Here is a 23,374-nt window from a genome sequence, read left to right on the forward strand (position 1 = left end):
TAGAGCGCGACAGCGAGGGGCATCCAGGCGAGATTCTCGGGATCGCCGTGAAGTGCGACCAGGAAAGCCGGTTGCTTCTGCAGCACTATTGGCCGCAGGACGTGGAGAGTTTTCTCGACGATGCCGAGATCGCCGTCTGGCGCTTCGATAGTCGGTCGAACACAACGGTGCGCAGCCATCGGTCGAGCACCATGCTCGGCTACAGACCGGGCGACATCGCAGCGGGATGGCCGGGCTGGGTCGCCCTCATCCATGCCGACGACCGGATGCGCGTGCTCGACGGGGTGGAGCAGGCGACCCGGGACGGGGTCAAGACCTACCAGCAGGAATACCGGATGCTGTGCCGCGACGGCAGCTATCTGTGGATCCTGGATCGTGTGCGTGTGCACGCGCACACGCTCGATGGCGGCATCGATGTGAGTTCCGGCCTGTTTATCGACATCAGCACCCAGGTCGCGGCGCGGCAGGCGCTGGAAGCCTTGTCGGTCACGGATGGACTGACCGGCATTTCCAACCGTCGCCAGTTCGATGACACCCTGACGGCGATGTGGGGTGGTTACGAGCGGTCCGGACGCCCCTTGTCGCTGCTGCTGATCGACGTCGATTTCTTCAAGCTGTTCAACGACCAGTATGGCCACCAGGCCGGGGACGAGTGCCTCCGCATCCTGTCGCAGGCGATGTCGCTGACTCTGCGGAAGGGTCTCGACCTGCTGGCGCGCTATGGCGGCGAGGAATTCGCGGTGCTTCTGCCGGACTGCCCTGCTGCCGAAGCGTGGCAGATCGCCGAGCGCATCCGGTCCACCATCTGCGCTCTGCGGATACGCCACGATGCCCGCCGCATCGGGATGCCGATCGTGACCGTCAGCATCGGGATCGCAGCCAGCGACAGCCTTTTGATAGCACGTGCCGACCAGTTGGTCGGCGCGGCGGACGGCGCCCTGTATCGCGCGAAGCGGCTTGGACGGGATCGGACGGTGATCGCCTTCGAGGAGCCGGAAGACTCCGCCTCCGCGTCGCTCGACCTTGGCGGGTTCGACGCCTGGCCGCTGCCTCGCCCGGAAGTCCGGGCGGTTCAGCCTCTGCCGCGGTAGCCCGGCACATCCTGAGAGGGCACCCAGACCCCGGCGGGCGGCTCCCCGGTCTGCCAGAACACGTCGATCGGCATGCCGCCCCGCGGATACCAGTATGCGCCGATGCGCAGCCATACCGGCGACAGGAGCTCTACCAGCGTCGTCGCCACCTGCAGAGAGCAAGCTTCATGGAACGAGCCATGGTTGCGGAAGCTGGTGAGGAACAGCTTCAGTGACTTGCTCTCGACGATCCAGTCGGCCGGTACGTAGTCGATCACCAGATGGGCGAAATCCGGCTGTCCGGTGACCGGGCAGAGCGAGGTGAACTCCGGCGCCGTGAAGCGCACCAGGTAATGACGGCCCGGATGCGGTGCCGGCACACGCTCCAGTTGCGCCTCGTCCGGGCTCGACGGCTGCGGCGTATGCCGCCCCAACTGCGTCAGTCCACCGGTGCCCTGCTCGCTCGCCGCGTCATCCATCGAACTCTTCTCCATCAGGCGATGCTCATGTCCGGCCGAAGCCACCAGCCCGGCCCTCCCGATTGCGACACGGGCAACATCTCCATCGGATCGCCGGTGAAGGTCACGGTGTTGGTCGGCGTTTCCTCGATGCGCATGCCGGCGCAGCGCAGCAGGCTGCCGTCCGCCTGCAGGATCGCACCGAGCTTGGCCATCAGCAGGCAGGCCATCAGCTCGGTGGTCGGATCCCCGGGCGTGACCACGATTCGCTCCGCCCGTTCCGGTTCGTTGGCGCGAAACCAGGCCAGCAGCGGATCGGTGGACGACAGTTGCAGCGCGTGATCCAGCCGCTCGTCGACGAACCGGTGCCAGCGCGCCTTGGCCTGCTCGAACGGCACCAGCATGTTCGAGCTGCCATCCAGGGGGCCGGGCCGTACAGGTTGCAGCGTGACCGTGACGAACTCGTTGTGGCCGTGCGGCAGCGAGCAGCGTTCGGCGGCACCGGCGATCAGGCGGTGTCCCATCGAGAAGCGGCGGGTGAACTGCAGCTCAAGCATGCGATACCCCCGCCCTGTATCGCTCCCAGCCGGAACGTCGCAGGTCGCAGGCGGGGCAGGTGCCGCAGCCGAAGCCCCACGCATGCCGGTGGGTGCGGTCGCCCAGGTAGCAGCTATGGCTCTCGTCTCGGATCAGCGTCACCAAGGGGGCGCCGCCGAGCCGTTCCGCCATGGCCCAGGTCTGGGCCTTGTCGATCCACATCAACGGTGTGTGCAGCACGAAGCGCGCATCCATGCCGAGGTTGAGCGCTACCTGCAGCGCCTTGATGGTGTCGTCGCGGCAGTCCGGGTAGCCGGAATAATCGGTCTCGCACATGCCGCCGACGATGTGGCGCAGGCCGCGCCGGGTCGCCAGGGCCGCCGCGAAGGTCAGGAACAGCAGGTTCCGGCCCGGCACGAACGTGTTCGGCAGCCCGTTCGCACCGAGGGTGATCTCGGCGTCACGGGTCAGCGCGGTGTCCGAAACCTGCGCGAGCGCATCCAGCGCCAACGTATGGTCCGGGCCCAGCCTGTCCGCCCAGGCACCGTCGATCGCGCCCAGCCCGGTCCGGATCGAGGCGCGGCAATCGAGCTCGACCCGGTGGCGCTGGCCGTATTCGAAGCCGAGCGTCTCGATCCGGCCGAACCGCTCTAGGGCCCAGGCCAGGCAGGTCGCGGAATCCTGGCCGCCGGACAGCAGCACCAGCGCGCCGTCATTGCCCACCGGCTCGGCCATCATGGGATCCCGATCATCTTGTGCGTCTGCACGCTGAGCCGCCATTGCGGATGCGCCAGGCAATAGGCCACCGCGGCCTCGGTGTTGGCCGCCCGCGCGAGACCGTCCATCGGCTGCAGGAAGAAGTGGTCGAATGCCAGCCCGGCCAGGCTTTCGGGATCGATGTCGGTTTGCGGGAACACCAGCTTGAGCTCGGCACCTGTCCGCTGGACCATCGGGTTCCCGGCCTTCGGGCTGACGCACACCCAGTCGATTCCGGCCGGGGCCGCCAGCGTGCCGTTGGTCTCGACCGCGATCTCGAAGCCGCGTGCATGCATCGCCGCGAGCAGCAGGTCGTCGATCTGCAGCAGTGGCTCGCCACCGGTGAACACCACGAACCGCCGGGTGCTGCCGCCGGGCCAGCAGGCCAGGATCGCGTCGGCCAGCGCCGTCGCATCGGCGAAGCGGCCGCCGCCCTCGCCGTCCATCCCGATGAAGTCGGTATCGCAGAAACGGCATGCGGCTTCGGCCCGGTCCTGCTCGCGGCCGGACCACAGGTTGCAGCCGGTGAACCGGCAGAACACCGACGCACGCCCCGCCTGCGCCCCCTCGCCCTGGAGGGTCGCGAACATTTCCTTCACCGCATAGGCCATGACGCAGCCATGTCGGTCAGCCGCCGTTCTTTCGCAAGCCTTTCTTCCCGGGAACCGGACCCGCGCCGCAATCCAGGCACGCATCCTGCAGGCTGCGGCTGTTCACAACCGTCCGGGGACGCCGCCTTGCGCATCGATCTTGCCCTCCTGTCCGCCGCCTTGCTGCTCCTGGCGGTTCCGGACGCCCGCGCCGCAGCCGCGCCGATCAAGGTGCGGGTGGTGGTGGTCGCCAATTTCGAGGATGGCGCCGACACCGGCGACGCACCCGGCGAATTCCAGGACTGGGTCGAGCGCGAGCACCTGGACGAGACGGTGCCGGTGCGCGGTGCACCGGACGTGGTGCGCCGGAACCGCCAGGGCCTGTACGGGATGGTGCTGCGCCATGGCGTGACCGACCTCGCCGCGTTCGTGCTCGATCCGCGCTTCGACCTGCGCCACACCTACTGGCTGTTTACCGGCATTTCCGGCGTGGACCCACGCGCCGCCTCGGTCGGAAGTGCCGCCTGGGCGCGCTGGGTGGTCGATGGCGACGAACTGCGCGAGATCGACGACCGCACCCTGCCGGCCGGCTGGCCCTATGGGTTGTGGGCGATCGGCGCCGAACGTCCGAACCAGCTCCCCAATAATCCCAACCATTTCGGCTCGGTGACCGACGTGGCCCAGCTCACCAAGGCCTACCGGCTCAACCAGCGGCTGGCAGCCTGGGCCTTCGACCTGACCCGCAATATCGTCCTGGCCGACACCGACAGCCTGCGTCGTCACCGCGCTGCCTGGACGGGCTTTCCCCAGGCGCAGCGGCCACCCTTCGTGCTGATGGGCGAGACGCTCGGTGCCCGCCGCTACTGGCACGGCGAGCCGCGCACGCGCTGGGCCGAGGACTGGGTCAGGCTGTGGACGGCGGGCCGGGGCCTGTTCGTCATGACCAACATGGAGAGCCAGATCTACGAGAAGGAGATGCTGGTGCTGGCCGCGCAGGGCTTCGTCGACGCGAACCGCATCATGGTCCTGCGGACCGCCAGCAACTTCTCCGAACCGCCGCCCGGCACCGGCGTCACCGCCTCGATCGGCGACGAGGAGCCCGGCCAGGTGGCGGCGTTCGACAGCAACCAGCGCGTCGGAGCGCCGGTGCTGCACGAACTGCTGGCCCACTGGGATCGCTACGAGAACACGATCCCGGGCGGTAAGTGAGCCGTTTGCCGATTATTCGGTGGAGACGCCGCGCCACAGATCGATGCCGCCATCGGTCGCGTGATGGTCGATCCGTGCCAGCTCGTCCTGGCTGAACGAGACATTGTTGAGGGCATCGAGCGAGTCGTCGAGCTGCTTCACATGGCGCGCGCCGATCAGTGCGGAGGTGACGCGTTCGTCGCGCAGCACCCAGGCGATCGCCATCTGCGCCAGGCTCTGGCCCCGGGCCTGGGCGATGTCGTTCAGTGCACGGACACGGACCAGGTTATCCTCCGACAGCAGCCGGGTGCTGAACGAGGTGTCCTTCGAGGCACGCGTGCCGTCCGGAACGCCGTTCAGGTATTTCGAGGTCAGCAGCCCCTGCGCCAGCGGCGAGAAGGCGATGCAGCCGACGCCAAGCTGTTCCAGCGTGTCGAGCAGCCCGTCCTCGACCCAGCGGTTCAGCATCGAATAGGACGGCTGGTGGATCAGCAACGGTACGCCCTCGGCCTTGAGGATCTCCGCTGCCTGCCTGGTGCGCTCCGGACCGTATGACGAGATGCCGACATAGAGCGCCTTGCCCTGGCGGACCATCTGCGCCAGAGCGCCCATGGTCTCCTCGAGCGGGACATCCGGGCTTGGCCGATGCGAGTAGAAGATATCGACGTAGTCGAGCCCCATCCGCTTCAGGCTCTGGTCGAGCGAGGCGAGCAGGTATTTGCGCGAGCCGCCGGTGCCGTACGGTCCGGGCCACATATCCCAGCCGGCCTTTGACGAGATGATCATCTCGTCACGATGAGCCTGGAAATCCTTGGTCAGCACGACGCCGAAATTCTCTTCCGCCGAGCCGTACGGAGGGCCGTAATTGTTGGCCAGGTCGAAATGCGTGACGCCGCGGTCGAAGGCACGACGGATCACCGCCCGTCCGGTCTCGAACACGTCCGCGCCGCCGAAATTGTGCCACAGCCCGAGCGAGACCGGCGGCAGCACCAGGCCGGAGCGCCCGCACCGCCGGAAGCCTGCATCGTCGTAACGGGTGGGGGAGGGAGTATAGCTCATTTGCGTGGGCGTCCTCGGTAGTTGCAGCAATCGGGTCTATCCCGGCACCATCAGCGTCTCGAGCACCGCCCGCAACTCCCCGGGGATCGGCACCGGTCGATTATCGGACCGGTCCACCATCACATGTATAAAATGCCCCTGCGCCGAGGCCTGCTCGGCATCCGCCCTGAACAAGCCGATCTCGTAGCGAACGCTGGATCGTCCGAGCGACCCCACCCGTAGCCCGGCATTGATATCGTCGGGGAAAGCCAGCGGCGCGAAATACCGGCAACCGCTTTCCACCACCAGGCCGATCACGTCGCTACGCTGCAGGTCGAACGCGGTGAGTGCCAGCATCATCCTGGTGATCGTGGTGTCGAAGAAGCTGTAGTAGATCGCGTTGTTGACGTGGGCGTAGCCGTCATTGTCGCTCCAGCGCGTGGTGAGCCGGTTGAACCACCGGTAGCTGACCAGCCGATCCGGTGGTGCCCTGTTCCCGTCCGCCATCGCCTCGCCCCCGTCCGCCTTCTGCCTTGCGATGCAAGGTGATTCGAGGGTACCCCGTTCGTCCACGACCACCCGTTCTTTCATGACCGAGGACTGCCGCATGGACCGCGACGAGCTGACTGCCTGGGCGCTGAAGAACGGCTGGCGGATGATTGCCGATTGTCCCAGCCTGACCAAGCCGCGCAATCCCAAGGAAGCTATCGTGCGGATGGTGTTCAAGACCACCGTGGTCAATCTCGAGGTCAAGAAGCCGGCCGGTAAATGGGAAAAGGTTTCCGGCGCCAGCTATGCCGCCGTCGTCGCCGATCCGGAGACCGATGTGCCGCAGGGGCTGGGCTTCGAGACCATCCCGAGCTTCAACACGCTGATGCGCGAAAACAAGGACGCCCAGGTGTTCTCCGCCTTCAAGTAGCAGCGCACACAAGCCCGGCGCACTGCCGCATCACAACGGTGGGGGCAGGGGAGCCAATCCCGGGATCGGGTGTTCATCGCGGGATTGCGCGGTGGCGCGCTTCGGGAAAGGAACATAATCATGAGCATCCTGTCGGCGCTCGGTCTGCAATCGGGCCGGAAAATTCGCTACGCCGTGGTGGGTCTGGGAGACATCGCTCAGGAGGCATTCCTGCCGGGCGTGGCCCACACCGGTAACTCGGAACTGACCGCTTTCGTCACGGGTGACGAAGAGAAAGCCCAGCTGGTCGGTGAGAAATATGGCGTCGAGGCCTGCTATGGCTACGACCAGTTCGACGAGATGCTTGCCTCCGGCACCGTCGACGCACTCTATCTGGCAACGCCGAACTGGCGTCATGCCGAGTTCATCGTCCCCGCGCTCAAGGCCGGCATCCATGTGCTGGCCGAGAAGCCGCTCGAGATCTCGACTGCGAAGTGCCAGGAGATCCTGGATGCGCAGAAGGGATCGACCGCCAAGCTGATGGTCGCGTATCGGCTGCATTTCGAGCCGGCAACGCTGTCGATGATCGAGCGGATCCGTGCCGGCGACCTGGGCGAGCTGATCTCGTTCAACAGCACGTTCGCGCAGATGGTCGATCCGGCCAACCACCGCGCCGCCAACGGCATCGAGGGCGGACCGATTTTCGACCTGGGCCCCTACCCGGTCAATGCCGCCCGTTACGTCTTCGGCGACGAGCCGACCGAAGTGGTGTCCGCGATCGGCACCCGCCATCCGCAGGCGGGGTTCACCGGCGATTTCGACGATACCGTCGCGGTCACGCTGCGGTTTCCGGGCGACCGGCTGGCGCAGTTCAGCCTCAGCTACTACGCCAACGCGATCGACACCTACACCGTGGCCGGCACCAAGGGCAGCATCGTGATGAGCCCGGCGTTCATGTACGGGATGTCGCTGGAGCAGGCGATCACCATCGGTGACAGCAAGTCGAGCAAGAGCTTCAAGAGCACCGATCAATTCGGCGGCGAGCTGAAGTATTTCTCTGACTGCATCCTCAACGACCAGGACCCGGAGCCCGACGGCGAGGAAGGCTATGCCGACGTTCGCGTGCTGGAGGGCATCGTCAAGGCGCTGAAAAGCGGCACCTCGGAAAAGCTTGCTCCCTTCACCCGCACGAAGCGGATCGATACGGCGCAGGTGCAGACGCTGGGCGCCGAGAAGACCCCGGAACTGGTCAACGCCTCCAATCCGGGCAAAGGTAAGGACAAGGCACCCGCAAACTGACCAGCGGCGCGGGCGTGCGGGCCGTCAGGCCGTCGCACGCCCTTCCATACGGAGTATCAGGATCATGAAGGCCAACAGCGTTCTGCAGACCATCGGCAAGACGCCACATATCCGGGTCAGCCGCCTGTTCCCGGATGCCGAAGTCTGGATCAAGTCCGAGCGAAGCAATCCGGGCGGCTCGATCAAGGACCGGATCGCGGTGGCCATGGTGGAAGCAGCCGAGGCCAGCGGGGCGCTCAGGCCCGGCGGCACCATCATCGAACCGACGTCGGGCAATACCGGCATCGGGCTGGCGATGGTTGCAGCGGTTAAGGGCTACAAGCTGATCCTGGTGATGCCGGACTCGATGTCGGTCGAGCGTCGCCGGCTGATGCAGGCCTACGGCGCCACCTTTGATCTGACGCCCAGAGCCGGCGGCATGAAAGCGGCAATCGCGCGTGCGCACGAACTGGCTGCCGAGCAGCCGGGCGCATGGATCCCACAACAGTTCGACAACCCGGCCAACATTGACGTTCATGTCCGCACCACCGCCGAGGAGATCCTGGCCGACTTCCCGGACGGGATCGACGTCATGATCACCGGTGTCGGTACCGGCGGCCATATTACCGGCGCCGCGATGGTCCTGAGGCAGCGCTTTCCGAAGCTGAAGGTATTCGCGGTCGAGCCGGCGCTTTCCCCGGTGATTTCAGGCGGCGATCCGGGACCACATCCGATCCAGGGCATCGGTGCCGGCTTCATCCCAAAGAACCTGCACACCGACCTGTTGGACGGCGTGATCGAAGTCGATGCCGAGGAAGCCCGCGAATTCGCCCGTCGATCGGCACGGCAGGAGGGGCTGCTGGTCGGCATCTCTTCCGGTGCCACGCTTGCCGCGATCGCGAAGAAGCTGCCGGAGCTCGAGAAAGGCGCAGTCATACTCGGATTCAACTACGATACCGGCGAGCGGTATTTGTCCGTGCCGGACTTCCTGCCGGGATAGGTGCATCTGAAGGATGGGCGGCGCAGGGCGGGATGGACGATGCCCGCCGCGCTCCTTGTGCTGATTCGACCGCCTGAACATGCGCCTCCGAGGCCGGTAAGCATTTACTAACCTGAACCTGCGACGATCGATGACCATCCATCAGCAAGATGAGCATCGTCATGCAGCAGATACCGCGTCCGCAATCCGGCCGCGAACGACGAGGCCTGTCTCCAAGTCTCGGAACCAAGCTGAGTTCGGGCTTCGCTTTGCTGACCATCCTGTCGATGGCAATGGGCGTCCTGGCGCTCGACCGGATGAGTGCGATGAACATCGCGGCGGCGCACATCCGCGACGACTCTCTTCCGAGCGAACTTCTGGCCGGGAAGCTGGCACTCGACCTGCAGGATGTGCGGCGCTGGGAAGCGCGCTACATGGTGACGAATGCGTTCGACAAGACCGAGCGCAAGGATCTCAAGGTAAAGCTGGCTGCGGCGGTGGACGCCGTGGACCGGGTGCGCCGCCGCTATGACGGACTTCTCGATCCCAATACGCAGCGCAAGCGATACACAACGGTGTTCGACCGGGTCTGGCCCGCCTACCGTGACGACCTGCAGAATACCGTCAAGCTGCAGGATGACGGGCAGGTGTTCCCGGCACTTCTCAACTACAAGACCAAGTCGGATGCCGATTTCGAAACGCTCATCGACTTCATGCAATCCGACATAAACTACAACCAGACCGGCGGGCTGGCTGCGGGGGACGTCAGTCGTAACGTCTACCACGCGACATGGTGGATGATCGTTGCGGGCATCGTTGTCTCGTTCTGCCTCAGCCTGACCACGGCTTTCGGGCTGATCCGGCATATCTCGGGTCCGATCCGGACAATGACCACCGCGATGCGACGTCTGGCCGGACGGGACATGAATGCCACGGTTCCCAGCCTCGAGCGTGGCGACGAGATCGGCCGGATGGCCGAAGCCGTGCAGGTCTTCAAGGACAACATGCTTGCCGCCGACCGGCTGCTGGCGGAACAGGCCGCCGAGCGCGAGGCGCGCCAGCAGCGCAGTCTGCGTCTGGAAACGCTCGTCGGGGTTTTCGAGCAACGGATCGGCAGCACCGTCTCGGTGCTGACCTCCTCGTCCGTCGAGATGGAATCCACTGCGAGGTCGATGACGGACACCGCCGTGGTCACCGATCGGCAGGCGACCCAGGTGGCCCGTGCCGCCGAGGATTCCAGCTTGGGCGTGCAGACCGTGGCTGCGGCATCCGAGCAGCTTGCTTCTTCCATCACCGAGATCAATCGTCAGGTTTCCGCCTCGTCCATTCTCACCAACAAGGTCGTGGACAGCGTGCGGAAGACCGACGACACGGTGCGGGCGCTGGCAGAAAGTGCCGGGCGCATCGGCCAGGTCGTCGGCCTGATCAACACCATCGCCAGCCAGACCAACCTGCTGGCCCTCAACGCGACCATCGAGGCGGCTCGCGCCGGCGATGCGGGCAGGGGCTTCGCAGTCGTCGCCTCGGAAGTCAGAAGCCTTGCCCACCAGACGGCGCGGGCAACCGACGAGATCGGTGGCCAGATCGCTCAGGTGCAGCAGGCGACGAACCGGGCTGTTCAGGCCATGACCGAGATCGCCGCGATGATCGAGGAGGTCAGCGCCGTCACGATCTCGATTGCCGCCGCGGTCGAGCAGCAGGGTGCCGCGACCGCGGAGATCGCGCGAAATGTGCAGCAGACAGCAGTGAGCACCCGGATCGTGACGACCAATATCGCCGGGGTCAGCCGTGCGGTGAACGATACCGGCGGCACGGCCAGGCAGGTACTGGGTGCTGCCGGTAACCTCTCACGTCAGGCCGGGCACCTGTCGTCCGAAGTGGACAGCTTCATTTCCCAGGTTCGTCTCTGTTGAGCCGAACGCTCCGTAGGCCCGGTCTCAGGCCGTCTTCGGTCGTGGCCGGAACCGGTCGCACACGAACGCCAGCAGCGCGCCGACCAGCATCAGGCTGGTCATCGCGACCGGGCTTTCCGACCCGATCCAGCCGACCAGGATCGTGCTGATCGCGCCGATGAAGAACACGATCGTACCGTACAGCGCCGATGCGGCGCCTGCCGTACGGCCATGGTTCAGGACCGACCCCAGCGCCGCACCCGGAAGCACGAACCCCAGTGCCGCCATGCATCCCATCATGCCGATCGCGATACCGAGCGAGTCGCCGAGCCGGAACACCGTCATGAACAGCATCGCCATGGTGGTGGCGATCAGCGCGACGGAGCCGCCGGTCAGCATCCTGTCCGGGCCGAAGCGGCTGATCAGCCGGGCATTGAACTGGACGCCGACGATGTAGCCGATCGCATTCAGGATGAACACGGCACCGAACTTCGCCGGCGATAGATGGTAACGCAGCAGGAACACCGCCGGCGCCCCGCCCAGAAACGCGAACAGGCTGAAGGTGCCGAATCCGCCCTCGAGCGCGTGCGCGCGGAACGACTTCTCCCGCCAGACCATGATGTAGTGGATCAACGCCTCGGTCGGCCGTAGCCGCGAATGCCGGTGGGCACGCAGCGTATCGGGCAGGAACACGTAGATCAGCCCGGTGCACAGCGCGCCATAACCGGCCGCGACCCAGAAGATGCCGCGCCAGTTCCAGTATTCGGTGATGAACCCACCGAGTGTCGGCGCGAGCACCGGCACCACTCCCATCACCATCACCATGCGGCCGAGCATGCGCGCGGCCTCGGCACCATCCTTGACCACGTCGGCGATCACCGCACGCGGGATCACCAGGCTGGCCGCGCCCCCGAACGCTGCCCACAGCCGCCACCAGGACAGGTCGTTCATCGTGGACGATAGCGCGCAGCCGATCGAAGCCAGGGTGTAGAGCATTGTCCCGAAAAGCAGCGGCGGGCGCCGGCCATAATGATCCGCGAGCGGGCCGTGGGTGATCTGGCCGATCGAGAGCCCGAGGAACCAGGCTGCCAGCGTCATCTGAGTCTGGCCGGGCTGCGCGTTCAGGGCCAGCCGCATCGCCGGGAATGCCGGCAGATACATGTCGGTCGAGATCGGCCCGACCGCGGTCAGCAAGGCCAGCAAAACCGTGATCAGCAGCGGCGACGGTACGGTGCCCTGCCGGCGCATGATCCGGAAGCTGCGCAGCCGCCCACGCCGCATTCTGTTCTCTGGCTTCCGTCCTGGCAGCGTGACCGACATCGCGACAGATATGGGTCGGTCTCAGGCCGGCCGCATGCCAAGTCGTGCAAGCAGCTGCATGTCGTGGTTCTCCGCCGGGTTGGGCGTGGTGAGCAGCTTCTCCCCGTAGAAGATCGAGTTGGCGCCAGCCAGGAAGCACAGTGCCTGCGTCTCGTCGCTCATGCCCTCGCGGCCGGCGGACAGGCGCACGTGGCTGGTAGGCATGGTGATGCGGGCTGCGGCAAGCACACGCACGAAGTCGATGGGATCGACCGCCATTGCCTCGGCCAGCGGGGTGTTGGCGACGCGGACCAGCATGTTGATCGGCACGCTCTCCGGATGCTTCGGCAGCGACGCCAGCGTGGCGATCAACCCGGCCTGATCGTCGATGGTCTCGCCCATGCCGACAATGCCGCCGCAGCAAACGTTGATGCCGGCATCGCGCACATGATCGAGCGTGTCGAGACGTTCCTGATAGGTGCGGGTGGTGATGATCGTTCCGTAGAACTCGGGCGAGGTATCGAGATTGTGGTTGTAGTAGTCGAGTCCGGCCTCGTGCAGGCGGGTAGCCTGGGCCTCGTTCAACATGCCCAGCGTGACGCAGCTTTCCATGCCGAGCGCCTTCACTCCCTCAACCATCGCACAGACGGTCTCGAGGTCGTGGTCCTTCGGCGAACGCCAGGCAGCCCCCATGCAGAACCGGCTGGCCCCGGCCGCCTTGGCCGCGCGTGCCTCGGTGAGCACCGCATCCACCGCCATCAGGCGGGTCGCCTTGATCGGCGCCTCGTGCGTGGCGCTCTGCGGGCAGTAGGCGCAATCCTCGGGGCAACCACCGGTCTTGATCGACAGCAACGTCGAGATCTGCACGTCGCGCGGATCGAAATGCGCCCGGTGGGTTGCCTGGGCCTGGAACATCAGGTCGGGGAACGGCAATGCCATCAGCGCCCGGACTTCGTCTCGGGTCCAGTCGTGCCGGATGGGTGCCAGCCCGCCACCCGGAAACCCGGTGGACGAGGTGGTGCGATCGAGAGCGCCGTCTGGCATGATCCGTCTCCTGGGGCCGCGAGGCTCGTAGTCGTCGGTTCATGTGCCACAAGCAGGCCGGGAACGGGAAGGTGCCAATCATGCCGGAACCAATTACCGAAACCCTGTCGCGCGAGCCGACCTACGCCGAGTTCTGGCCCCGCTACCTGCGGGCCCACGCAAGGCCGGCGACCCGTGCGGTGCATTGTGCAGGCACCGCAACCGCCGTGGCCCTGGTCGCGACCTCGATCTTCCGCCGCGACTGGCGGCTGGCGGCAATGGCCCCGCTGGTCGGATACGGTGCGGCCTGGGGCGCGCATTTCGGCCTGGAGGGAAACAAGCCGGCAACGTTCGGCCATCCCGTCTGGGCGCTGCTGAGCGATGCACGCATGGCGGCACTCATGCTGACCGGGCGGCTTGGCCCGCATCTCGAGAAGGCCGGGCTCGATCCGCATCGATGAACGGCCAATCCTGAGCCGATGGTGCAGGGCGTGGCCGATGCTGCATTGCTCGAGGCGCTGCTGCGCGAGGATCGCCGGAGATGGCACATTCTCGGTTTGGTCCGGAAGCTCGACCTGCCCGATTGCTGGGTCGGCGCGGGGTTCGTCAGGAATGCGGTCTGGGATGCGCTGCACGGCCGTCAGGCCGGCGATGTCCACGGTGATGTCGACGTGCTGTAGTTCGACCGCCGCCAGGACGGGCCGCAGGTGGACGCATGGATCATGGCGATGCTCGCGCGGCTCGATCCGACGATCGACTGGTCCGTCAAGAACCAGGCCCGCATGCATGTGCGCAACGGCGATCCACCCTACCGGTCAACGGTCGATGCCATGCGCCGCTGGCCGGAGACGGCGACGGCCGTTTCGGTCCGTCGGATCACGCAGGATGGTTTCGAAGTCTGTGCGCCGTTCGGCCTGGCCGATCTTTTCGGACTGGTTCTCAGGCCCACCCCCTGCTTCCGGGGCGCGAAGCACCCACAGTATCTGCAGCGGATCGAGGCGAAGGGCTGGCTCTCATCCTGGCCGTGCCTTCAAGTGAAGGACGCGACGGCGGCGCCATAAGCCGTTCCGTTGGCTTCAGCCGGAGACCGGGCCGACGCTGTAATCGTGGGCCAGGCGCCGCACGAGGGCGAACACCTTCGGCTCGTCGACCCGGAAATTCGCCCGGTCGGGGGGCTCGCCGGCGACGATCGTATCCTCGACCAGTTCGGCCGGCACGAACTGCAGCTCCGACGGATGCTCCATGATCCGGGGCGTATGGTAGATGTCCAGGTCGCCGCGCTCGCGCATGTTCCAGTGGCCGGTCATGACCAGGCCCGGCCGGTTGCAGATCCATCGGTATTTCGCCAGTGCCGCGCCCCAGGGTGCGACAAAGAACTGTGCCCGCTGGCACCAGATCAGGCTGACTGCCACTGGCCTGCCGATCGTGTCGACCAGGCGCACGCCGAGTTCGCTGCAGGTCGCGGCAAGGATCCGGGCGATCGCCCGCTCCGTCTCGACGAATGGCTGCACCCCGGGGCGGTCGTCGGCCACGCTGCGATAGGTGGTGCCTTCGGCCGCCGCATTGTGCCCGTCCAGCACGATCACCGGTCGGACCGGGGCGAACGTCTCGACGATGTCGGCGACCAGTCGGCTGCAGAAACCGGCCTGGTCCTCGATGGTGCGATTGCCAACGCGCAGGCCGATCAGGATGACGGGCATTTCGAGCCCGATCGCATCGGCTTCCGCGCACTCGTCGGTCCAGGCCGGGTCGTTCCTGATCGCGTCCATCACATGTTCGCCGACGCTGCGCACGACGACCATCCGGGTGATTTTCATCACCCGCGTTCCGGTTTCGTAGAAGGTGCGGATGCTGTGGTCGAACGAGCTGTTGCGGCGGATCACCCGGCCTTCGAGCTGCGGGTAGATCCGGTCGATCGGACCATACATCTCGGCCTGCATGTGGCTGTCGAACACCAGGCAGTGCGGCAGCTTCTGCACCGGCACCCGGCGGACCAGTTCATCCAGCCCGGTGAGGTCCTGCCAGAGATAGTGGCCGATATGCAGGGTCGGCTCGCCGCGGAATGCCTGCACCAGTGGGCCGTGCACACCGTCGCCGTGGGTCCTTGCCCTTGCCTGGCCGATCGCGATGCTCTGGCCATAGACCGCCAGGTGACGCTGGATCATGGCGACGAAATCGAGACAATAGTGGCGGGTGCGGGTGCCACTGGCTTCGTCGGCGGTGACCAGCAGGTCGGTTCCGGGGAAATACAGGCCGAAGGTCCGGAAGTGCCATTCCAGTGCCACGACAAAGAAGGTGAGGTCGTGGCGCGGATCATGGAGCCGATACGCGAAGCACAAATGGTCGAAATACAGCGGCTCCAGCCGCGTCCGGATCAGGACGCCATCGACCGGTGACGGCCATCCGGTCTCCCCGTCGATCATCAGCTCGATGAAGTTCTCCTGCAGCGACCTCAGGCATGCCGCCAGCGCATGCCTGGGATCAAGTGCAACGACTGCACCGCTCCGTGTCTCGACGATGTAGCCCAGGTTGCGGGGCAGCGTGTCGGTCAGTGTCCAGACCTGCGTCGGCACGGCGATCCCGAGGTCGGCCCGGCTGTCGAGCATAAGCGCCAGCAGATCGAGGCGGATTACCTCCGCCATGGCCAGGAAGCGGATTAACCTTCCGGTCAGATCGTTCGCCGGCTGCAGCAGGAGCGTGTCCCAGAGTCGGTCGAACAGTGGCCTGACCGTACGGGCCAGCCGGCTGCGCGCGGTCGGATGCAACGCGTTCGCCTGATGCCCGATCAGGCGCCCGTCATGGTCCAGATACCAGACCGCCGTTTCCCCGTTCTCATGGCTCAGCTCCAGGATCAGGGTCGGGAACATCAGCACGCAGACACATGCGGCACTCCAGCCCGCATTCAACACTGCCGGCGCATCGCCCTGCAGCACGATGAGGCCGGTTGCGCCGATTATCATCTCGGGCCTGCCATCCTCACCGTGCACGGCCAGGGTATGATCCGCAGGCAACGAAGCTGGCCGGGTGGCGAAACGGCGGTTGTCGAGCGGGGCAGGGCGGGGCTGCGGCGCATCGGGAGCGGTCAGGCAAAGCGCCTCGAGTTCACGGCGCAGCTGCGGCTGCAGCGAAAGGAAGGCCGCGACCGCCTCGGGTTGGCCGTCCGCAAGCCGGTCGTTGCGCAACCAGTCCAGGATGGGTGCGAGGATGTCCGCGATCTGGCCGCGCAGATCCGGCGTCAGGGCAGCCAGGCTCGCATGCAGGTGACGGAAACCGGCATCGAGCAGCCACACACCGGTGCTGCCGGATCCGTCGCTGAATTCCAGCAACAGGATCGGCTGGAACAGGCGGGACAGTGCGCCGGCCTGCCAGCCCGGAGCGAAGGTCCGCACCGGCTCGCCGCCCAGTGTCAGCGGATGAAGCCGGCCATGGCCCCTGATCATGACTGCGCCATCGTGCAGCAGGGTGGCATCGGGCTGGTGCAGGGGGTCGGACAGCATCGTTAAATGGGCCTCGTCGTCGGCGGCGGACGACGGATGGGACGCGATCCGGCGGCCGGTGTCCATTATCGATCGGACGCCGGCGGATGACGCCGGCTGCCGGAAAGCGACCGCTGGAGACGCCGTCTCCAGCAACTGTCTTGTCGGCTCGCGACCCGCTGACCGGCTGGTCTTGTCAGCGGCCACCCGTCCGTGCGGCTGGCCCCCTACGGTTATTGATTGTGGCCACCGTGATCGCCACCGCCCGGCGGTCCGCCGCCACCGGGTCGACCACCACCGTGATCGCCGCCACCCGGCTGTCCACCGCCACCAGGTCGCCCACCACCATGGTCGCCGCCGCCTGACGGTCCGCCACCACCAGGTCGTCCGCCACCATGGTCACCACCCGGCGGTCCGCCGCTACCGGGTCGCCCACCACCATGGTCGCCGATGCCCGGCGGTCCGCCGCTACCGGGTCGTCCACCACCGTGGTCGCCGCCACCCGGCTGTCCGCCGCCATCGGGTCGACCACCACCATGGTCGCCACCACCAGGCCGGCCACCGTGATCACCATTTCCCGGCCCGCCGCCGGGCCTGCCGTTCCAGCCCTGACCGCCGCCGTGATCTCCGCCACCGTAGCCACCGCGGGGTCCGCCGCCGAAATCACCACCCCGTCCAGGTTGGCCGTGCCAGCGGTCGACCTGGCTGTACCAGGAGCGCCCGCGGTAATAGCGCCCCCAGTAGTTGCTGAAATCGAAGCCGATCAGTGGCAGTCCGAGCTGGGCGCCATATCCTTCGAGGGGCACGTCCTGCGCATCATAGACGAGTTGCAATCCGGGACCGGCGACCCAGCCCCGGAGGCCTTCGGTCGCCACGTCGCACCAGCTCCATCCGGGCAGGCAGCCGAAGATCTCGGTCGGCGTGCCCTGCGGCAACGAGGCGATCCAGGGATAATCCGTGCCAGGTCCGGCGCGCAGGTTGATCGGCTGGTCCACATAACCCGGAACCGCCTGGGCCGGTCGCCCGAGGACGGTCAAACCGATCAGCAGAGCCGCACCGGTGCCGACAAGAGTTCGAATGGTCATCATGGTCCTCGTCCCGCTCAGACGACGAGGATTGTCCGGCATTACGGCAGGAGTAGGGACGGCCTCGGTCCGATCAGTCCCGGATCAGGGTCGGCTAGCGCAGGCCGCGGTTCGGGGCATCGTCGGACAGCCCGCCGGCGGAGAGGCTCGCACCATCCGCCATGATCGGCATCTCGGCGACTTCGGTTCCGGCCCGCAGGTCGGACGGCGCGCTGTTGCCCAGGCGCGGCACGATGACGTCGCTCCGCGCGGTGATGATGCGGCCGGTGGTGTCCGGACGGGCATAGATGAAGCCGTAGGTGGGATAGATGCTACCGTAGTTGGCGTCATGGCCCATGCCGACCCGCACCGCGGTCCAGTCGTTGTTCTCGGACACATCGACGACCGAGACATCGCGGCTGATGCCGCGCGCATTCCAGTGCGACTGGTCGATCTGGATGGTGCGGCTGTCGACGACGCTGGTCACGACGGCGACGTGTCCCAGGCGCATGCGGGCATTGGCACGGAAGTTCAGGACGCTGCCCACTTCCGGGGCCATGCCGCGCGCGTAGACGCCCTCGGCATTCTGCCACCAGTTCACTGCGTTTCCGGACAGGACGACATCGGAATTGGACCGCGCGAACGCGACACACTGGATGACCGAGCCGCCGCCCGCAGCATAGTGGCGGGCACCGTGGTGGCTCGAGCGATGACGGGAATGCGCGGAGGCATGGGCCGACGGAAGCAGGAAAAGACAGGTGGTGGCGAAAATCGTTCCCCGAACCAGCTTCTTGATCGCGCCCAACTGCATCCCGGCCTCCAGCCTCACCACGTCGTGAACTGGTCGTAACAACCAAGATGCAACCGTGGCAACGGCTCGGATGGACACGTCGTCGATTAATGGGATTTTCGACGGATAGAGCCGTTCGAGACACAGAACTTTAGGATAATCGTCCTAAGCGCCGCACATCATGAACAAGATACACGATTCTAGACCAGCTCGAACCCGAAATGATCATAGTCTGTTGCATGGCTGCCACGAGTGGGCAGCACATGTTGCTTAAAATCAACATAACTCCGGATCGATTCCGGAATCACTTTGTCGTGATAAGCATGACCTCGACCAGCATCGCCGGATTGGCCATCACGGCCTGGACACAGGCGCGCGCGGGCGCTTCGTCCGCCGGAAGCCAGGCCTGCCACAGAGCGTTGAACGCCTCGCGGTCGTTGATGTCCTTGAGCCAGATCTGCGCCTGCAGGATGCGCGTGCTGTCGGTCCCGTGGTGATCGAGCAGTTCGTCGAGCTGGGACAGGATGTCACTGGTCTGGCCGGCGATATCGAGGCCCAGGTTGCGCGCAACCATGCCCTGGGTGAAGACGAAGCCGTGATACTCAACCGCCTTCGAGAGGATCGGGTTCGGCTCGGTCCGGATGATCTTGGCCATGGTGTGCTCCTGCTGGTCGGATGGCGGTATGGATGCCGGCATCTCTGGCGGTGACGACGGCACCGGTCAACGCCCGTGCAGGGCTGCGAACGCTGCAAGCCGCTCCGGTGTGTCGAAATCCTGCAACGCTCCCGCCTCGTCGGTCTCGACCGACAGGATGCGCATCGCAGGCCGCGACAGCAGTGACCGGGCCCCGGTATCGCCGGTCAGCGCGAGGAGGTCGGGGAACACTTTTCGGTTCCACAGCACCGGATTGCCGCGGCGGCCATCGACCAGCGGCAGCACCGCGTCGGGCCGGGTCGTTGCATCAGTATATGTGTCGACCAGGCGATCGATCAGAATCGAGGTCACCAGCGGCATGTCGCCCAGGCAGATCATCGCCGCATCCCAGTCATCACGTATCGCGCAGGCGATGCCGCATCGGAGGCTGGCCGCAATCCCTTCTGCATGATCCTCGGCAAGCACCACGCAGGGCGCGATGCCGGAAGATGACGGGTCACCCGCCTCCACCACGCGCCTGATCCGCTCGGAATCATGGCCGAGCACCACGACCAGCCGGTCGAGCCTGCTCGCACGCGCCTGCGCGATCGTGCGCATGATCATCGGTTGCCCGGACGCATCGTGTGTCAGCAACTTGTCGTATGGAGCCGCACGTCTCCCGGCACCCCCCGCCAGGATCAGGCCGCCGATACGACCCATGGTCAGGCTAGACTCAAAGGCGTCCGGCCGGTTCTGCACGCCATGCTCATGCCGGCCAGTCGCTTCGCCGCGCCAGCGCACCGCCGCGCCGGACCGCCACGATCTCGGCCAGGATCGACAGCGCGATCTCGCTGGCGCCGATCGCGCCGATCGGCAGGCCGACCGGTCCGCGTACACGGGCGATTGCGTCCTCACCGAAGCCGGCCTCGAGCAGGCGGGCGCGGCGGGAATTCTGCGTCTTTCGCGAGCCGAGCGCTCCGATATAAAAGGCGGGGCTACCCAGCGCGATATCGAGCGCCGGATCGTCCAGCTTGGGATCATGGGTCAGCGTCACAATGGCGGTATGGCGATCGACGCGTAACGCTCGCAGTCCCTCGTCCGGCCAGAGGGTCACCAGATCGGTGCCGGGGAACCGCTCCATCGTGGCAAAGCTCTCGCGCGGATCGATCACGCTCACGGCCAGTCCGGCGACCCGGGCCAGTGGCGCCAGCACCTGGGCGATGTGCACGGCGCCCACTAGCAGCAGTCGGGGCGGAGGAGCATGCACGTGCAGGAACCAGTCCTGCGCCTCGATCGTCGCGATCCGGCTCCGGTCCGACCGCGCGGCGTCGGTGGCCGCGGTGATCAACTGCCCGAGCGGCAGGCGGGTATGATCGGCGTCGTCAGCTTCTGCCAGGATGCCGTCGCGCTCCAGAAGCAGCAGCTGCGCGCCATCCGGGATCCGGGTGACCAGCACCGCCAGTCGCCGTTCCTGCTGCGACAGGGCCAGCAGACCGAGCGTGTCCGGGGTCATCGGCCTGCCGTCTCCGCCGATAGCAACTCCACGAACACGCGGATGGTGCCGCCGCACGCCAGCCCGACCGACCAGGCGCTGCTGTCGCTGACCCCGTACGACAGCAGCCTCGGCTGCCGGTCCGACAGGGTTTCCAATGCCGCCTCTACGACCGAAGACTCGACGCAGCCGCCACTGACCGACCCGGCGATCCGCCCGGATGCGCTGATCGCCATGCGGCTGCCCGGTGGCCGCGGGGAACTGCCCCAGGTTTCGGTCACCGTCGCCAGCGCCACCGCTTCGCCTTCGGCATGCCAGCGAGCGGCCACGGCCAGCGGGTCGTCGACGATGAGGTCTGGAGGTACAGGCATGTGCAGGCCCTCGAATGGCTCGGGCGATGGTGATGGCCGACCGCCTGGATCGCAGGCTCGCCAACCGCCATAACGCAGTGGAAGCCGAAGGGAGCACGGGTTCGTGCCAACGCCAAAACTCGAGATCGTCGTCGTGACGCCGTTCCAGCAGAACTGCCAGATCCTGTGGGACGAGGAGAGCAAACGCGGCGTCGTCGTCGATCCGGGTGGCGACGTGCCGAAGATCCTGGACCGGGTCCGCGCCAACGGCGTCACGATCGAGGCGATCCTGCTGACGCATGGCCATCTCGATCATGCCGGCGGGGCGGCGGAGTTGCGTGATGCGCTGCCGACGCTACCCGACGGCAGCCATGTGCCGGTGATCGGACCGGACAGGCGCGACGCCTTCCTGCTGACGGGGATCAGCAAGCAGGCGGCCGAGTACGGGCTTCCCGCCATGCACGACGTCACGCCCGACCGGTATCTGGAGGAAGGCGACGCCCTGAACTATGCCGGCTGCAGGCTCGAGGTGCTGCACGTGCCGGGACATACCCCCGGGCATATCGTGTTCATCGACGAGGCGCGGCGATTCGGGCTGGTCGGGGATACCCTCTTCAAAGGCTCGGTCGGTCGCACCGACTTCCCGTATTGCGACGGCGCCCGCCTGCTCGCGGACGTGAAGTCGAAGCTCCTGACGCTCGGCGACGACATGGCGATCGTGCCGGGGCATGGACCCGGATCGACCATCGGCGAGGAGCGCCGGACAAACCCGTTCCTGGTGCGGTAGCTGTCGATGCCGGCCGCTCCCCAGGCGGAAGTGCGATCGGCTGGTCCGCAACCGGTTTTGATCGGCAGCGAGATCACCCGTCATTCGTCGTTCGGCCGGTGGCATCCGCTTTCGGTGCCCCGGGTGACGGTGGCGCTCGACCTGATCCGGGCGATGGGGTGGATCGATCCAGCCTGTTACGTCGACGCGCCGATGGCGGAGCCGGCGGAGGTCGTCCGCTTTCATGATCCAGGCTACGTGGCGGCCCTGCGAACCGCGGAGGCCGAGCAGCAGGTGAGCGAGGCGGTACGGGACCGCTACGCGATCGGCGTCGGCTCGAACCCGATCTACCCGGAGATGTATCGGCGTCCCATGACCGGCGCCGGTGGGCTGATGCTGGCGGCCAGGCTGAGTGCCGGGCCGTCCGCCCGAACCGGCATCGTCCATTGCCTGGGCGGCGGCACCCATCATGGCCGGCCGGATCGGCCATCCGGCTTCTGCTACCTGAACGACGTCGTGCTCGGGATGATGGTCTGGCAGGAGCTCGGCCGCGAGCGCATCGCCTACATCGACCTCGACGCGCATCACGGGGACGGCGTGCAGGATGCCTTCGCCCATGACGACCGTGTCCTGACGGTCAGCGTGCACGAGGAGAAGCGCTGGCCCTTCACCGGCCTAGCCGACGATCGCGGTGGTGGTGGCGCCCGCAACCTGCCGGTGCCGGCCGGGCTGAACGACAGCGAGATGCGTGTGCTGGTGCAGGATGCGATCCTGAAACTGGTGCGCGCGCATCGGCCGGACGCAGTGTTCATCCAGTGCGGCGCCGACGCGCTGGAGGAGGATCCGCTCTCGCGACTGTGCCTGTCGAACAATGCTTTGGCGGACGCGGTCGGGGCGTTGCGCGACCTTGCCGGCGAGCTCGACGTGCCGCTGATCGTGACCGGCGGCGGCGGCTACAACCCGTTTTCGACCGGCCGTTGCTGGGCGATGCTGTGGGCCGTGCTGAACCGGATCGAGGTGCCGCCCGTGCTGCCGCCCCCCGCCGAGGCGGTGCTGCGGGCGCTGCGGTTTCCACGCGGTGCCGGCCGAAATCCGCCGGAGCACTGGTTCACCACCTTGGCAGATGCTCCGCGAGAGGGTCCTGTGCGGCGGGAAATCCGGCACCTGGTCGGGACTGTTCTGGAGAGTCGATGATGATGGGTTTCACGCAGCCATGGCGGCCGACACGCCGGATGATCCCGGCGGCTTTGTCGGCGATGCTTCTGCTGCCGGTGGCGGGCCATGCATGGGCGCAGGATGCCGAGCCGACGGCGGCACAGCCGGTCCTGCCGAAGGAAAAGCTCACCATCGTCGGGCATGACGGCAAGCGGCACGAGTTCATGGTCGAGGTAGCGAGGACGCCGCGTCAGCAGGAGGTCGGCCTGATGTTCCGGATCATGATCCCGGCCGACAGCGGCATGCTGTTTCCCTGGCCGACGCCGCAGCCGAGCCAGATGTGGATGAAGAACTGCCCGGTCCCGGAGGACATGGTGTTCATCGGCGAGGACGGGAAGATCGGCCACATTGCCGAGAACACCGTCCCCTACAGTCTGGCGAATGTCGACAGTCACGGAACGGTCGAGGCGACCCTGGAACTGCAGGGTGGACTGACCGCAAAGCTCGGGATCGGGGTCGGCGACACGATCGAAAGTGCGTCTCTCGCCGCCAAGCGGTAGCCTGGCCCACCGGATAATCGACATGAAAAAGGCCGGGGCTGATGCCCCGGCCTGGTCCTGGTCTCGACGTTGCGAGTGTTA

At 66.4% G+C, this 23,374-nt stretch carries 26 protein-coding genes and 2 pseudogenes (1 of these 28 running past the window's edge); 11 read left to right on the top strand and 17 right to left on the bottom strand.

From position 1 onward, the window contains the following. Positions 1-71 precede the first annotated feature (71 nt). On the top strand, positions 72-1,091 hold the full coding sequence (locus HN018_RS03130) for a GGDEF domain-containing protein (protein ID WP_239478973.1): 1,020 nt from the start codon (positions 72-74) through the stop codon (positions 1,089-1,091). Here the strand turns inward: HN018_RS03130 and queF are convergent. The 4 genes from queF to queE are packed head-to-tail and all read right to left on the bottom strand — an operon-like array spanning position 1,073 to position 3,432. Next, on the bottom strand, positions 1,073-1,564 hold the full coding sequence (queF, locus tag HN018_RS03135; RefSeq protein WP_239478974.1) for a preQ(1) synthase: 492 nt from the start codon (positions 1,562-1,564) through the stop codon (positions 1,073-1,075). The two genes, HN018_RS03130 and queF, sit on opposite strands and share 19 nt — an antisense overlap. Further along, positions 1,564-2,085: a 6-pyruvoyl trahydropterin synthase family protein gene (locus tag HN018_RS03140; RefSeq protein ID WP_171836421.1), complete on the bottom strand. Its 522-nt coding sequence runs from the start codon at positions 2,083-2,085 to the stop codon at positions 1,564-1,566. Before HN018_RS03140 ends, queF begins: the two co-directional genes overlap by 1 nt. After that, positions 2,078-2,800, bottom strand: a complete 723-nt coding sequence (queC, locus tag HN018_RS03145; RefSeq protein WP_408886782.1) for a 7-cyano-7-deazaguanine synthase QueC — start codon at positions 2,798-2,800, stop codon at positions 2,078-2,080. Before queC ends, HN018_RS03140 begins: the two co-directional genes overlap by 8 nt. After that, a complete protein-coding gene (gene queE / locus HN018_RS03150; protein WP_171836419.1) occupies positions 2,800-3,432 on the bottom strand; it encodes a 7-carboxy-7-deazaguanine synthase in 633 nt (210 codons plus the stop codon). Before queE ends, queC begins: the two co-directional genes overlap by 1 nt. A gap of 126 nt (positions 3,433-3,558) precedes the next feature. Here queE and HN018_RS03155 point away from each other — a divergent pair, with 126 nt between their 5' ends. Further along, complete coding sequence (locus HN018_RS03155) at positions 3,559-4,620, top strand: purine nucleoside permease (protein WP_408886744.1); 1,062 nt, start codon at positions 3,559-3,561, stop codon at positions 4,618-4,620. A 12-nt stretch (positions 4,621-4,632) separates the two neighbouring features. Here HN018_RS03155 and mgrA read toward each other — a convergent pair whose 3' ends face one another. Together mgrA and HN018_RS03165 are read right to left on the bottom strand one after the other, a co-directional pair. Beyond that, positions 4,633-5,658, bottom strand: coding sequence for an L-glyceraldehyde 3-phosphate reductase (gene mgrA / locus HN018_RS03160; RefSeq protein ID WP_171836417.1), 1,026 nt, complete (start codon positions 5,656-5,658; stop codon positions 4,633-4,635). Positions 5,659-5,694: 36 nt separating this feature from the next. Then, positions 5,695-6,228: an acyl-CoA thioesterase gene (locus HN018_RS03165; protein WP_239478975.1), complete on the bottom strand. Its 534-nt coding sequence runs from the start codon at positions 6,226-6,228 to the stop codon at positions 5,695-5,697. A gap of 16 nt (positions 6,229-6,244) precedes the next feature. On the opposite strand from HN018_RS03165, the gene HN018_RS03170 reads away from it, so the two are divergent. The 4 genes from HN018_RS03170 to HN018_RS03185 all read left to right on the top strand — a co-directional run bounded on the left by HN018_RS03170 (position 6,245) and on the right by HN018_RS03185 (position 10,705). Then, positions 6,245-6,556 (top strand): hypothetical protein, encoded by a 312-nt coding sequence (locus tag HN018_RS03170; RefSeq protein ID WP_171836416.1) that lies wholly within the window; start codon positions 6,245-6,247, stop codon positions 6,554-6,556. A 120-nt stretch (positions 6,557-6,676) separates the two neighbouring features. After that, complete coding sequence (locus HN018_RS03175) at positions 6,677-7,834, top strand: Gfo/Idh/MocA family protein (RefSeq protein ID WP_171836415.1); 1,158 nt, start codon at positions 6,677-6,679, stop codon at positions 7,832-7,834. Between the two features lie 64 nt (positions 7,835-7,898). Beyond that, entirely contained in the window at positions 7,899-8,813 is a 915-nt protein-coding gene (gene cysK, locus HN018_RS03180; protein ID WP_171836414.1) for a cysteine synthase A, read from the top strand. A gap of 161 nt (positions 8,814-8,974) precedes the next feature. Next, entirely contained in the window at positions 8,975-10,705 is a 1,731-nt protein-coding gene (locus HN018_RS03185; protein ID WP_171836413.1) for a methyl-accepting chemotaxis protein, read from the top strand. A gap of 24 nt (positions 10,706-10,729) precedes the next feature. Here the strand turns inward: HN018_RS03185 and HN018_RS03190 are convergent, their stop codons facing one another. Both HN018_RS03190 and bioB read right to left on the bottom strand, forming a co-directional pair. Then, a complete protein-coding gene (locus HN018_RS03190) occupies positions 10,730-11,965 on the bottom strand; it encodes a multidrug effflux MFS transporter (protein WP_239478977.1) in 1,236 nt (411 codons plus the stop codon). A gap of 60 nt (positions 11,966-12,025) precedes the next feature. Continuing rightward, positions 12,026-13,027 (bottom strand): biotin synthase BioB, encoded by a 1,002-nt coding sequence (gene bioB / locus HN018_RS03195; RefSeq protein WP_171836412.1) that lies wholly within the window; start codon positions 13,025-13,027, stop codon positions 12,026-12,028. Between the two features lie 80 nt (positions 13,028-13,107). Between bioB and HN018_RS03200 the strand changes: the two genes are divergently transcribed. Next, positions 13,108-13,467 carry a DUF962 domain-containing protein gene (locus HN018_RS03200; protein WP_171836411.1) on the top strand — a complete coding sequence of 120 codons (360 nt, stop codon included), beginning with the start codon at positions 13,108-13,110 and terminating at the stop codon, positions 13,465-13,467. Between the two features lie 30 nt (positions 13,468-13,497). Beyond that, a pseudogene (locus HN018_RS28550) lies at positions 13,498-14,067 on the top strand (nucleotidyltransferase family protein). Between the two features lie 15 nt (positions 14,068-14,082). Here the strand turns inward: HN018_RS28550 and HN018_RS03210 are convergent. The 8 genes and pseudogenes from HN018_RS03210 to HN018_RS03240 form a co-directional block, all read right to left on the bottom strand. Further along, positions 14,083-16,569, bottom strand: coding sequence for a hypothetical protein (locus HN018_RS03210; RefSeq protein WP_171836410.1), 2,487 nt, complete (start codon positions 16,567-16,569; stop codon positions 14,083-14,085). A gap of 109 nt (positions 16,570-16,678) precedes the next feature. After that, positions 16,679-17,116, bottom strand: coding sequence for a hypothetical protein (locus tag HN018_RS28555; protein ID WP_239479369.1), 438 nt, complete (start codon positions 17,114-17,116; stop codon positions 16,679-16,681). 214 nt (positions 17,117-17,330) lie between these two features. Further along, positions 17,331-17,609 (bottom strand): annotated as a pseudogene (locus tag HN018_RS28560) (SH3 domain-containing protein); the annotation flags it as partial. Positions 17,610-17,661: 52 nt separating this feature from the next. Further along, positions 17,662-18,357, bottom strand: a complete 696-nt coding sequence (locus HN018_RS03220) for a CHAP domain-containing protein (protein WP_171836408.1) — start codon at positions 18,355-18,357, stop codon at positions 17,662-17,664. Between the two features lie 283 nt (positions 18,358-18,640). After that, positions 18,641-18,991 carry a RidA family protein gene (locus HN018_RS03225; RefSeq protein ID WP_171836407.1) on the bottom strand — a complete coding sequence of 117 codons (351 nt, stop codon included), beginning with the start codon at positions 18,989-18,991 and terminating at the stop codon, positions 18,641-18,643. Between the two features lie 66 nt (positions 18,992-19,057). Beyond that, positions 19,058-19,729, bottom strand: a complete 672-nt coding sequence (locus tag HN018_RS03230) for a nucleotidyltransferase family protein (protein WP_171836406.1) — start codon at positions 19,727-19,729, stop codon at positions 19,058-19,060. Between the two features lie 7 nt (positions 19,730-19,736). Next, entirely contained in the window at positions 19,737-20,483 is a 747-nt protein-coding gene (locus HN018_RS03235) for an XdhC family protein (protein ID WP_171836405.1), read from the bottom strand. Continuing rightward, the gene (locus tag HN018_RS03240; protein ID WP_171836404.1) at positions 20,480-20,833 is read right to left on the bottom strand and encodes an XdhC family protein; all 354 of its coding nucleotides are present in this window, start codon (positions 20,831-20,833) and stop codon (positions 20,480-20,482) included. Before HN018_RS03240 ends, HN018_RS03235 begins: the two co-directional genes overlap by 4 nt. A 103-nt stretch (positions 20,834-20,936) precedes the next feature. Here HN018_RS03240 and HN018_RS03245 point away from each other — a divergent pair, with 103 nt between their 5' ends. The 3 genes from HN018_RS03245 to HN018_RS03255 are packed head-to-tail and all read left to right on the top strand — an operon-like array spanning position 20,937 to position 23,293. Then, a complete protein-coding gene (locus HN018_RS03245) occupies positions 20,937-21,599 on the top strand; it encodes an MBL fold metallo-hydrolase (RefSeq protein WP_171836403.1) in 663 nt (220 codons plus the stop codon). 6 nt (positions 21,600-21,605) lie between these two features. After that, positions 21,606-22,772 (top strand): acetoin utilization protein AcuC, encoded by a 1,167-nt coding sequence (locus HN018_RS03250; RefSeq protein ID WP_171836402.1) that lies wholly within the window; start codon positions 21,606-21,608, stop codon positions 22,770-22,772. Continuing rightward, entirely contained in the window at positions 22,772-23,293 is a 522-nt protein-coding gene (locus HN018_RS03255) for a DUF192 domain-containing protein (RefSeq protein WP_408886783.1), read from the top strand. Before HN018_RS03250 ends, HN018_RS03255 begins: the two co-directional genes overlap by 1 nt. Before the next feature lie 78 nt (positions 23,294-23,371). Here the strand turns inward: HN018_RS03255 and dps are convergent, their stop codons facing one another. Further along, positions 23,372-23,374, bottom strand: partial view of a DNA starvation/stationary phase protection protein Dps gene (dps, locus tag HN018_RS03260; protein ID WP_171836401.1) — the 3' portion only. It continues 534 nt past the right edge of the window; 3 of the gene's 537 nt are visible here — the last part of the coding sequence; its start codon lies beyond the right edge, outside the window; its stop codon occupies positions 23,372-23,374.

Source organism: Lichenicola cladoniae, assembly GCF_013201075.1.
GTDB classification, from domain to species: Bacteria; Pseudomonadota; Alphaproteobacteria; order Acetobacterales; family Acetobacteraceae; genus Lichenicola; species Lichenicola cladoniae.